This window comes from Saccharothrix hoggarensis (genome assembly GCF_042678885.1).
GTDB classification, from domain to species: domain Bacteria; phylum Actinomycetota; class Actinomycetes; order Mycobacteriales; family Pseudonocardiaceae; genus Actinosynnema; species Actinosynnema hoggarensis.
In genome coordinates this window covers 11458-22902 of the sequence record NZ_JBHTLK010000008.1, presented here as the reverse complement: position 1 = coordinate 22902, position 11445 = coordinate 11458, and the positions used below count along the sequence as shown (strand labels likewise).

At 72.2% G+C, this 11445-nt stretch carries 11 protein-coding genes and 1 tRNA gene; 5 read left to right on the top strand and 7 right to left on the bottom strand.

Annotated elements, in window-relative coordinates; genetic code table 11:
• Positions 1-96: 96 nt before the first annotated feature.
• The 5 genes from ACFQ3T_RS03410 to ACFQ3T_RS03390 form a co-directional block, all read right to left on the bottom strand.
• A complete protein-coding gene (locus tag ACFQ3T_RS03410) occupies positions 97-495 on the bottom strand; it encodes a GNAT family N-acetyltransferase (protein WP_380719623.1) in 399 nt (132 codons plus the stop codon).
• Positions 496-686: 191 nt separating this feature from the next.
• A complete protein-coding gene (locus ACFQ3T_RS03405) occupies positions 687-1097 on the bottom strand; it encodes an STAS domain-containing protein (RefSeq protein ID WP_380719621.1) in 411 nt (136 codons plus the stop codon).
• Between the two features lie 207 nt (positions 1098-1304).
• Complete coding sequence (locus ACFQ3T_RS03400) at positions 1305-1805, bottom strand: SRPBCC family protein (protein WP_380719619.1); 501 nt, start codon at positions 1803-1805, stop codon at positions 1305-1307.
• Positions 1802-2155: a metalloregulator ArsR/SmtB family transcription factor gene (locus ACFQ3T_RS03395; protein WP_380719616.1), complete on the bottom strand. Its 354-nt coding sequence runs from the start codon at positions 2153-2155 to the stop codon at positions 1802-1804. Before ACFQ3T_RS03395 ends, ACFQ3T_RS03400 begins: the two co-directional genes overlap by 4 nt.
• Positions 2156-2177: 22 nt before the next feature.
• Positions 2178-3299 (bottom strand): M20 family metallopeptidase, encoded by a 1122-nt coding sequence (locus tag ACFQ3T_RS03390; protein WP_380719615.1) that lies wholly within the window; start codon positions 3297-3299, stop codon positions 2178-2180.
• A gap of 108 nt (positions 3300-3407) precedes the next feature.
• Between ACFQ3T_RS03390 and ACFQ3T_RS03385 the strand changes: the two genes are divergently transcribed.
• Together ACFQ3T_RS03385 and ACFQ3T_RS03380 are read left to right on the top strand one after the other, a co-directional pair.
• The gene (locus ACFQ3T_RS03385; protein WP_380719613.1) at positions 3408-3746 is read left to right on the top strand and encodes a hypothetical protein; all 339 of its coding nucleotides are present in this window, start codon (positions 3408-3410) and stop codon (positions 3744-3746) included.
• Positions 3743-3979, top strand: a complete 237-nt coding sequence (locus ACFQ3T_RS03380; RefSeq protein WP_380719611.1) for a DUF6343 family protein — start codon at positions 3743-3745, stop codon at positions 3977-3979. The genes ACFQ3T_RS03385 and ACFQ3T_RS03380 overlap by 4 nt, the downstream gene beginning before the upstream one ends.
• A gap of 15 nt (positions 3980-3994) precedes the next feature.
• Here the strand turns inward: ACFQ3T_RS03380 and ACFQ3T_RS03375 are convergent, their stop codons facing one another.
• Together ACFQ3T_RS03375 and ACFQ3T_RS03370 are read right to left on the bottom strand one after the other, a co-directional pair.
• A complete protein-coding gene (locus ACFQ3T_RS03375) occupies positions 3995-4864 on the bottom strand; it encodes an isocitrate lyase/PEP mutase family protein (protein WP_380719610.1) in 870 nt (289 codons plus the stop codon).
• Between the two features lie 278 nt (positions 4865-5142).
• Positions 5143-8415, bottom strand: a complete 3273-nt coding sequence (locus tag ACFQ3T_RS03370) for a hypothetical protein (protein WP_380719608.1) — start codon at positions 8413-8415, stop codon at positions 5143-5145.
• A 127-nt stretch (positions 8416-8542) separates the two neighbouring features.
• Between ACFQ3T_RS03370 and ACFQ3T_RS03365 the strand changes: the two genes are divergently transcribed.
• The 3 genes from ACFQ3T_RS03365 to ACFQ3T_RS03355 all read left to right on the top strand — a co-directional run bounded on the left by ACFQ3T_RS03365 (position 8543) and on the right by ACFQ3T_RS03355 (position 11431).
• Positions 8543-8616, top strand: a tRNA-Arg gene (locus ACFQ3T_RS03365).
• A gap of 683 nt (positions 8617-9299) precedes the next feature.
• Positions 9300-10394, top strand: coding sequence for a pectate lyase family protein (locus ACFQ3T_RS03360; RefSeq protein ID WP_380719606.1), 1095 nt, complete (start codon positions 9300-9302; stop codon positions 10392-10394).
• Positions 10391-11431, top strand: coding sequence for a pectate lyase family protein (locus ACFQ3T_RS03355; RefSeq protein WP_380719604.1), 1041 nt, complete (start codon positions 10391-10393; stop codon positions 11429-11431). Before ACFQ3T_RS03360 ends, ACFQ3T_RS03355 begins: the two co-directional genes overlap by 4 nt.
• Positions 11432-11445 lie beyond the last annotated feature (14 nt).

Here is an 11445-nt window from a genome sequence, read left to right as displayed (position 1 = left end):
CCTCCTCGTCGGCAGTCGAACGCCGACTACCCGGGTGGGAGCGACCTACACGCGGTGACCGCCGACGGGAACGTCACAAGGCCACCGGCGGGAACGTCACAACGGGATGAGCCCCGCCGGGGTGGGCTGGAATCCGCACCCGTCGAAGTAGAACGGCCGGAGGTGGTCGTCGAAGTCGACGTGCAGCCACTCGCACCCGGCGGCCCGCGCCCCCTCCACCGCCGTGGCGACGAGCGCCCGGCCGACGCCCTGCCGACGCGCCGCTCCCGCGACGAGCGTGTCGAGGATGAACGCGTGCGCGGCGCCGTCCCACGCGACGTTGACGAACCCGACCAGGTCGCCGTCACGGCGTGCGGTCACCCAGCCGAGGCTGTGCCGGTTCACCTGGCCCCACCAGTCGTCGTCCAGCACGCGGTGGTCGAAGCCCTCCGCGTGCAGCACGTTGACCTCGTCGTTGCCGAACCGCCCGCGCCACTCGTAGTCGTAGTTGATCATCGCCGCAGCATAGGGACCGCCGCACGGCGCGCTGTTCGCTCGATGGACCGCCGGCGTCCGGGCCGGTGGCCAACGTGGCGACCGCCGACCGGCCGTTCCCGCGGGCACGTCCGCACGCGATGTCATCACCCGGCCCTGCCGGCGGCGCCACGATGCTCGTGGCGTCACCGGATCGGGCGAATACTCGGCCGTCAGCGCACGGCGAACCGGCGGACGCCCCTCGGCGACGGCACCAGGAGCGCTTCGGCCAGCGTCGCGCACGGCTGGATCTCCTGGTCGAGCCCGCTCGCCTCGAACGGTCGCAGCACGTGGCGGTGACAGGCGACCACTCGCAACGCCACACCCGTCGCCTTCGCTGCCAGGTGCCACCGGTGCAGTTCGTTCAGACCGGCGGCGGCGAAGAAGTCGACCTCGGTGAGGTCGACGACGACGGGAGCGGGTGGAGTGGCCAGTGCCAGCCCGACCGCGATCTCGTGCTTCATCTGGGGCACGGTCAACGCGTCGACCTCGCCCGCGACGCGGACGACCACGGCGTAACCATGCACTTGTCGTTCCACCCGGAACGGGAGGTCGTAAAGCTGGTCGTAACGCTGTGTATTCACGGCCGCAGCCTCCTCGGGGTAGAAGAAGGCAGTGGCTGCTGGCTCAACCCGCTGCGGTGACCGACGCTACTCCGTTTGCAGCAGAAGTGCAGCTAAAACCTGTGGTAATGGCCGATCGGGCGACAGCGCGACCCCCCGGTCCGGACCGCCCGCGCCGGCGGTCCCGCGGCGTCGAAGATCAGCCGACGGGACCACCGGGCGAACGCTTCACCCCTCCGTCGTCAACGACTCGAAGTGCGGCTTGAGGGACGGGTAGTAGTCGTCGAAGGCCGGGAGGGGCGTGCCGGCGCGGGAGGCGACGAACATGTCGAGGTAGTACTCCCAGCCGGGGCCGACCTCGCCGATGCCCTCCTCGGTGTCGAGGTGGTGCACCAGGCGCAGCTCGGTGACGCCGTCGACCTCGGACAGCAGCAGCTCCATGCGCCACGTCCCCGCGTCGTCCACCATCGACAGGGCCAGCCGCCGGGGCGGGTCGCAGGCGTCGACGCGCACCTCGACCCACGGCGCCTGCTCCTCGAACACCATCCGCACCTTGACCGTGCGCCCCGGTCCGCCCTCGCCCTCCCAGGGCCCGAACCACCTCGCGGTGCGCTCGGGTTCGGTCAGGCCGGCCCACACGTCGTCGGCGAGCGCGCGGAACGTGCGGGTGATCACCAGGTCGCTGCCCGCGTCGGTGCGGAACAGCCGACCGGTGGGGATGGGGGTCATGCCGTGTTCTCCTTGGGTTGGTCCGCGCGGCGTTCCCGCCGGGCGCGGTAGACCTCGGTCTCCAGGGCGTCGAGGTGGTGCTCCAGTCCGGTGGGCCGGGTGAAGCCGGCGAGCCACCGCGTGAGCGGCGTGAGGCGGGAGGCGTCGAGCGCGTAGAACCGCTGCCTGCCCACGACCTCGTCGCGGACCAGCCCGCTCTCCCGCAGCACCCGCAGGTGCCTGCTCACGGCGGGCCGGCTGATCGCGAACCGCTCGGCGATCTGCCCGGCCGACAGGCGCGCGTCGCCGCGCAGCATCTCCAGGATCTCCCGCCGCACCGGGTCGGCGATCGCCGCCGCCACCTCGTCCACACCCGGAAGCGTAACCAGTGGGTTACGCGTTGGGCAATGCCCCCAGGCCCTCCAGGAACGCGGTCAGCGCCCGCCGGTACGGCTCCACGGTCGTCAGGTCGGCGTACTCGTCCGGCCCGTGCTGCCCGTCGCCGCCGACCCCGAAGATCACCGCGTCGACGCCGCGCTGGAAGTAGAACCGGGAGTCCGCCGCGCCGTGCTTGCGCAGCAGGTCACCGGAGTAGCCCTCGGCGCGGGCGGCGCGCCGCAACGCGACCACGTCGGGGTTGTCCGGCTCGGCCCGGTGCGGCGGTTCGACGTGGTCGACGGCGGCGGTGACGCCCGGCGGGCACAAGGCGGTGACGTGGGCGGCGATCTCGTCCGGGTCGCGGCCGGTGAAGTCGGCGTCCTCCGGCGGGAACCGGACGTCCAGCCACGCGGTCGCGTCCGCGGGGACCTGGTTGAGCGCCTCGTTCCCGGACGAGATCCGCGCGACGTTCACCGTGGTCCGCCACTCCTCCCGGGTGGCCACCGGGTACGCGTCGAGCACCGCCTCGACCGCGCGCATCACCTTGACGAGCGCGTTGTCGCCCAACCACTGGTAGGCGCTGTGCCCGGCGCGGCCGACCGCGTGCAGCCGCACCGTGCACAGGCCCTTGGACTCGGTGACGACGCGCAGCGCGCTGTGCTCGCCGATCACCACGAACGACCCGGTGACTCCCTGCTCCAGCTGGTGCAGGGTGCCGTCACGGCCGCCGACCTCCTCGTCGGTGACGAGCTGGAGCGCGACCGGGAACGGCAGGCGGGCGGCCGTGTCGCGGAACACCGACGCCAGGACCAGCGCGGACAGCTTCATGTCCTGCGTGCCGCGGCCGATGAGCCGGTCGCCCTCCCGCCGGGGCCGGAACTGCCCGTCCGCGCCCGGCACCACGTCCAAGTGCGCGTTGAGGATCAAGCGGAAGTGGGGACGGCGCTCCCCCGCGTACACGAGCGCGCTCGGCTTGCCGCCCGACTCGAACCGCTCCACCGTGAAGCCCGGCCCGACGACGTCGAGCACGAGCTCCAGCGCGCGGCGCAGGTCGTCGGGCCGGTCGGCGGTGGAGCGGATGGCGAGCAGCCGTTCGGCCAGGGCGAGCAGGGACGGCGAGGCGGGCAGCGGGTCCATCCCGCCATCGTGCCCGGTCGCCGCACGGGGCCGCGGCGGATCTCGCACGCTTGATCGACACCGGCCACACCGGGGTGTGGTCCGGCGGGAAGTGGATACCCCACGGCCATGGACGTGGACGCCGATCGCCTGTCGGACGAGGACCTGCGCCGGTTCGTGCTGGACCGGCTCACCGAGGACGAGGAACGCGTGGCCCGCGAGGAGTCGCCGTTGCTCGACGACGCCGAGGGCCGCGGCCGGCTGCGGGTGCTGCGGTCCGACGACGGCCGCGAGCTGCTCCTGGTGCCGGGCACGGCGCACACCCGCGACGACGCCGTCGTGCCGTTCGAGGAGAAGGCGCGGTGGCTGCGCACGGAGGTCGAGCGCACGTCCGACCGCTGGGTGCTCCAGCTCCTCGCCGCCGCCTACGACACGCACCACAGGTGGCAGGAGGAGTGGCGGACGTGACCGGCCCGGTCGACGACGAGGACGGCCTGCCGCCGCGCGCCCCGCCCCGCAGCGCGTTGATCCTCCGGCTGTGGTTGGCCGGGTTCGGGATCGTCTTCAACGCCGTGGCCGCGGTGCTGTGCGTGCGGGCCGGCCTGACCTGGCTGGCCGTGCTGCTCGGCGTGCTGGTGGTCGCGCTGATCGTCGACTTCGGCTGGGTCGTGCACCGCAAGCGGCGCGGCGACCCCGGCTGACCGGGCCCCCTCGGCTCAGCGGACCGGGGACGGGCTGGTCGCCCGCGGCGCCGGGAGGTCGTGGTTGCGGCTGATGTTGTGCTCCAGCAGGGCTTGCGACTCGGCGACGCCGACCGGGCCGTCCGGCAGCACGCCGTCGTGGTCCTTCAACTCCACCAGGACGTCGTCCATCGCGGTCTGCGCGGCGAACAGGCATGGCGTGCTGTAGATCGCCACGTCGACGCCCAACGCGGTCAGCTCCGTCAACGACAGCCGGGGCGACCGACCGCCCGAGATCTGGTTGAACACCACCGGCTTGTCGCGCACCACGTCCCGGACCCGGCGGATCACGTCCACCGACGGCACCCCGTCGACCAGGACCGCGTCGGCGTCCGTCTCGGCGAACGCCGCGGCCCGCCGCAGCATCTCGTCCTCCTCGGTGGCGTCCGTCCGCGCGACGACCACGAGGTCGGTCCGCGCGCCGAGCACGACGTCCAGCTTCTCGAGGTACCGCTCCAACGGCAGCACCACCTTGCCCTCGACGTGCCCGCACCGCCGCGGCCGCCGCTGGTCCTCCAGCACCGCGCCGGACGCGCCCACCTGCTCCAGCGCGCGCACGACCTGGCCCGCCACCTCGGGGTCCACGTACCCGTCGTCGATGTCCACCAGCAGGTGCTGCCGTGGGAACGCGAGCCGCAGCCGCTGCACGAACCCCACCACGTCCGGCCAGGCGATGAACCCGATGTCGGGCAGGCCGTAGTGCGAGGCGGAGAAGCCGAACCCGGACACGAACAGCCCGTCGTAGTGGCGGGCCGCGACCGAGGCCGACAGCATGTCGAAGACGCCGATCAGCGGGGTCGTCCCGGGCGCGGAGACCGCCTCGCGCAGTGCCTTGCCGTAAGCCATGCCACGAACCTAGGCAGCCCCGCCGGACGGGTCGAGATATCGGAAGGATGAGATCCACTCCGCCACCGTGGCGTCCCCACAAACTTGAAAAGCTGTCGCGGTGACCGCCGACAAGCCCCCTGTCCGCTACCGGCTCCCGCCCGCGTGCCGGACGCGTAGTCGGCGCGGTCCTCGGCGTCGCGCTGAATCCTGTCCACCACCGGGGCTCGACACCGCGGGCCTTGATCGCGCACCGCACGATCAAGGCCCGCGGTCGAGTCCGGCGACGACGGCGGCCGTCACTCGGCGGCGGTGAACACGCCCAAGGCGGCCTCCCGCACGTCCGGGTCGTCGTGCCGGCGCAGCGCGCGGAGCAGCGCACGCCACTCCTCGGGCCACCCGGCGTCCGGACCGGCCACCTTCGTGATCGCGAGCGCCGGCACGGCCGCGCCCTCGGCGGCCAGCGTGGTGGCGACGTCGAGCAGCCGTGCCCGCGACAACCGCCGCAACACGCCGCCGAGGTCCCTTTCCACCTCCGCCGCGGCCTGCCACGCCGCCACCGGCCGCACCGCCAGCCGCACCACCTCGCGCAACCCGTCCAGCTCCGCGCCTTCGTCCTCCCACGGCACCGCGGCCACGGTCAAGCTCACCGCCCACGACCGGTAGCCGGCGGCGGCGAGGTCCGGCACGACCGCCCGTGCCGCCGCACGTCCCGCTGCCGAACGGTCCCAGGCCAGACCCTGCACGACCGCCTCGATCCGCTGCCGCGCGGGCAGGTCGCGGTCCTCGACCGCGTCGAACTCACCGTCCACGGCGAGCAACGCGGCGATCGCCTCCCGCAACGGCGCCACGGACGTCGTCGCCGACAGCCGCACCAACGCGGCCAGGGCGTACCGCCAGGTCGCCGTGGCGGAGAGGTCGGACACCCGCGACACCAGCAGCTCCGCGGCCCCGTCCGACCACCGGATCCACGCCGGCAACGCCGACAGCCCCAGCCTGGCCGTGTCCGGGTCGGCCGACCCCGCGACCACCCGCACCAGCTCCGCGTACCGCGCCCGGTGCCGGCGGGCCACCACGTCCGGCCCCTGGTCGAGCACCTCGCCCGCCACCGCCCGCTCGTCCGCGACGGCCCGCCCCAGCAGCTCCCACGCGGCCTCGTCGTCGAGGAACCACCGCGTCGCCGACACCACCGCACGCCGGACGTCCCGGTGCGCGCCGTCCCACGCCCGCGCCAACACCTCCACCGCGCCGGGCGACCGGTGCTGCGCCAACAACCGCACGGCCTCCTTGCGCGCCGTCACCTTCGCGCCGCCGACCACCGGCGCGAGCAGCACGCCGAGGCGCTCGGGCGACGTGAACCGGGCACACCGGCTCAACGCGTACACCGCGACCCGCGCCCGATCGGTGTCGACGTGCGCGAGCAGATCGGGCAGGACGTCACCGGGTTCGTCCGTCCACGCCAACGCGGCCAGCGCCGCCTCCGCCACCTGCACCTCGCGGTCGTCGACGAACCGGCGCACCACCGGCGCCGACCCCGGCACCCGCCCGAGGCCGCGGACCGCCGACGCGCGCTCGAACGGGTTCGCGCCGCGCGACGACGCCAGCGCCGCCAACTCGGCGACGTACGCGGCGACCTGGCGCGGCAACCACCGGTCGAAGCACCCGTGGAACGGGGGCACGTACCGCACGCCCCGCTTCAGGAACCGGCCGTGCGCCGGCCGACCGATCACCCGGTCCAGCAGGTCCGTGCGCCGCCACGCGACCACCTGCCGCACCGCCGCCAGCGTGATCGTGGACGGGTCGTCGGCGAGCACCCGCTCCACGCGCTCGTCCCGCGTCCCGCTCGGCGCCAGCCACAGGTCGATCGCGCGCCGCACCACGCCGTCGTCCGCGGCCGACCGCGCCCGGTCCAGGAAACCCTGCAGCTCCGGCATGTCCCACGCCCGCCGGTCCAACCCGGCGGCCAGCCAGAGGACCACCGAGAACCGGCCACGCGCGGCGTCGGCGTCGATCCGCGGCCGCAACGCCGCGAACACCCCGTGCTCCGCCCCGCGCGGCAACACCCGGTACAGCCCGGTCAGGTCGATCCACGCCCCGTGCACCCCGAGGTGCCCCAGACCGGCCAGGCCCGTCTCCACCAGCTCCGGTCGACGCGACACCGCGCCCTCCCGGATCAACGACTGGGCCAACCTCCGCACCGCGTACTTCGTCTGCGGCGAGCAGTCCCGCGCCTGGGCGGCGTCGAGCATCACCTTGCCCACCGCGTCCGCCTCCGCCGGCCGGAACAGCCACGCCGGGACCTCCCCCAACGCCGCGACCGCCCGTCCCCGCACGGGGTCCTGCTCGTTGGAGAGCCTCGTCAACCCCGCCACCACACCACCGAAGACGTCCGGATCACGGGTCGCCGCGGCCGCCGCCAGGTACAGCGGGTACGCCTCCGCCCGTTCGTCGGCGGTCGCCCGACGGGTCGCGGCGAGCAGGACGTCCCGCGCCTCCGCCCACGCCAACCGAGCCGTGACGGCCAGCCGACGCGACGGGTCGTCCGCGACCTGGCGCAACCCCAGCAACCGACGCGCGACCACAGCCCGTGCCACGGCCGGCAGTTCGTCCACGGCGGCCGGCGGCACGTCCGGGCGGTCGCCGAACGCGCCCGTGAACACCGCCTCGCGACGCGACGGCGGGATCGTCCGCAGGAACCGGACGAGCGCGTCACCGTCGAGCATGCGCGCGAACGGGATCAGCTCATCGGGACCGGCCGGCGCCAGGGCACGCCACAGGGACCGCCGCTCCGGCACCCGACCCGTCCGACGCGGGTCGACCAGCAACCGCGCCACGCGACGCGGGTCGTGCCGGGCCAGCCGACCGATCACCCGACCCAGGCCCCACGGCAGGGACACGTGCGGCAACACCCGTTCCACCAGGTCGAGCACCCGGTCCGGCGCGGACGGCGCCGCCGCCATCACCGCGCCGTCGAAGCGGTGCCACAACCCCGGCCACCACGCCGTGGTCGTGGCGTCCAACTCCGCCTCCACGAAGTCCAGCACCACCAGCGGGTGCCGACGTCCCAGCGTCGCCCAACTCCCCACCGCGTGCTCCAGGTCGGGCAACAGCGCCGCGACCGTGGCGGACGAGCACATCGCCAGCAGCCCCGCCGCCTCACCGTCCCCGAACCGCTCGCGGACGACCCCCACCAACTCGTCGGCCAACGCCTGGCGCTTCCGCCGCCGCACCCCGCTGTAGAAGCTCTGCCGCAACGCGCCGGGCAGGTGCCGCAACCGTTCCGCGAACACCGCCGCCGACACGTCCAACCGGATCGCCGCGCCGATCGCCTGGCGCACCACCGACGTGTGCCGAGCCGACAGGCACCGCTCAACGTGCTCCCGGTCCCCGGCCACGTACGCCAGGTGCAACGCGATCCGCTGCTCGAACTCGCCCCGCCCCTCCAGCTCCCGCAACAACGCTCCCAGCTCACCGGAGCCGGCCAACTCGCGCGCGGTGTGGGCGAGCAGCCGCTGCCGCGCACCGTAGGGCAGCGGGTCGAGGGCCTTGAGCAGACGTCGCACAGTGGTCACCGCGGGATTCTGAACCACCCGACCGCCCACCTGCCACCAGATTGCCAAACCGTGCCGGAAATGATTTGACCCCCACCCGGCCCTCACTCACCATAGGACCACCGCAGCACCCCTGAATTCCCACCACGCCCCCATAGCTCAGCAGGACAGAGCGCGCCGCTACGAACGGCGAGGTCCCAGGTTCGAATCCTGGTGAGGGCACCGCTGGAACCAGTACCGCCGCCGCTCGCAGGGCAACCCCGCCGGGCCGCGGCCGGTGGTTCCAGACCAACCCAACGCCCGGAAAGACCACGCCAAAAGCCCAGCCGCCACACCGGACGCCTGAGCACCGTCGCGTGTCTCCCCGACGAGCGCGAATCATCACCAATGCACCGAACCACGTCCGTCCACTCTGGACAGAATCGCGCAGTTCCGCCTCTCTGACCCGCAATACCGCCGGCGGCCGACGAGGCTTGATTTGGGTGCCATAGGTTGGTCGGAGCCGGCAGCCTTGGCGGGCGCCTTATCCGCCATTCCTGCCGGTTGCGGCCTGCCTCCGGTGCCCGTACTGGCCCCATGTCACATCAAGCCGGACCGGACAACAAAACCGTCCCCAAATCTCCACACCACAATCAATGCCGCCGCACACCGCGAACCACAGCACGCACTCCACACCGTCACCCATGATCGGTAGGGGCGAGGCGCCACCCCTCCCCGCACTCCCCCAACCCACATATGTGAACCGCCCCGCCAAATGCCCGTCGGCCACATATGTGAACATCGCACCCGAGCCGTCACCGACCGTTGACACGCCCGAAACTTGCGCTACGGTGCGATAAGAGAGCGCTTTCCAGATAACCCGCGATTCACCCTGCACTCACCCTCATACGGGAGAGGAAATACCCATGCCCACACCTCTCGGGAACTGGCGCGCCCTGCGCAAGGCCATCACGATCACGGTCGCTTTCACCGCAGCCCTCGCCGCCACACCGGCCACCGCCACCGCCACACCTCTCGCCACCCCCTCCACAACCACCACCCCACCCGTCACACCAACCGCAGCCACCGCAGACGGCTTCGCCTCAGTCACCGCGTTAGGCCAGGCAGGCACCACCGGCGGCGCGGGCGGAGCGGTCGTCACGGCCACCACGACGGCGCAGTTCCTCAACTACATCGCCCGCCCGGAACCACTGATAGTGCAGGTCCAAGGCACGATCACCCTGCCGACCGGCACCACGGACGGCATGCACGACGTCGCGTCCGACAAGACGATCATCGGCCTGGGCTCCGACGCCCGCCTGGTCGGCGGCGGGCTGAACATCGGCCTGCCGGTGGACGACGACGTCACCACTCCCCCGGCGAACGCCGTGCACAACGTGATCATCCGGAACCTGGCGCTCTCCGGCGCCACCGACGACCTGATCAACGTGCAGATGTTCAGCCACCACATCTGGATCGACCACAACGACTTCTCCAACGGTGACGACGGCGCGGTCGACATCAAAAGGGGCAGCGATTTCATCACCGTCTCGTGGAACAGGTTTCACGACCACGACAAGACCCTGCTGCTCGGCCACGACGACGACAACGGCGCGCAGGACATCGGCCGTTTGCGGGTCACCTACCACCACAACTACTTCGACGGCTCCGACCAGCGCAACCCACGCGTCCGATTCGGTGAATCGGTGCACGTCTACAACAACTACTACCGCGACAACAGCTACGGCGTCGCCTCCGCCATGAACGCGGGCGTGGTGATGGAGGGCAACTACTTCTACAGCGTGAACAACCCGGGCCGGGTCGACTTCAGCGGCGACCTGGGCCGGATCGTCGCGCGCGACAACATCCTCGTCGAGTGCAACCACGCGATCGAGCTGCGCGGGTCCGTGGTCGAGCCCCGCACGTACTACGCCTACACCGCCGACCGGGCAGCCGACGTCCCCACCATCGTCCCCGCCGGCGCGGGCACCGGCCGCGTCCAGAGGAGCAACCCGTCATGAGCCACATCAGCAGGCGGGCCCTCCTCACCGGCGCCGCAGCAACGGCCGTCACAGCCGCTACCGCCACCACCGCGTCCGCCCGCACCACCCGCCCACCCACCGCCACCGACTCCGCCAACAACCCACGACACACCGTCACCACCACGAACCCGGTCTGGGCCGCGCCGTTCCACACCGCCGACGGCTTCGCCGGCACCAACACCCTCGGCCAGAACGGCACCACGGGCGGCGCCGGCGGACCGGTCGTCACGGTCCGCGACACCGAGACGTTCCTCGACTACTGCGACCGCAACGAGCCGTACGTCATCCAGGTCGACGGCATCATGCAGTTCAGCAGCAAGCAGGCCCTGCGCTCGAACAAGACCGTCATCGGCCTGCCCGGCGCGGAGATCCGCGGCGGCGGACTCGACATGTACCGCCGGCAGAACGTGATCATCCGCAACCTCCGCTTCACCGGCGCGGACGACGACGCGATCAGCGTCCAGCAGTCGTCGCACCACATCTGGATCGACCACTGCGACTTCAGCGGCGGCGCGGACGGGCTGATCGACATCGTCCGCGGCGCGGACTTCATCACGGTGTCGTGGAACCACTTCCACCACCACAGCAAGACCGCGCTGCTCGGCCACTCCGACTCCAACGCGAGCCAGGACACCGGCAAGCTCCGCGTCACGTTCCACCACAACTACTTCGACGGCACGGCCCAGCGGCACCCGCGGGTCCGGTTCGGCGAGCCGATCCACGTCTACAACAACTACTTCCGCGACAACGCCCTGTACGGCGTCGCGTCCACGATGAACGCGGGCGTCCTGGTCGAGGCCAACCACTTCGAGAACGTGCCGCACCCGATCTACTCGGGCTACGACGCGAGCGGGCCGGGCCGCGTCGTCGAGCGCGACAACGTCTACGTCAACTCCGGCACGCCCCAAACCCTCGGCACCGTCGTGGAACCGCGCACCTACTACGCCTACACCCCGGACAACCCGTCAACCCTGCCCAGCACCATCCCGGCCGGCGTCGGCGTGGGCCCGATCTGAGCCGAGACGTCGGG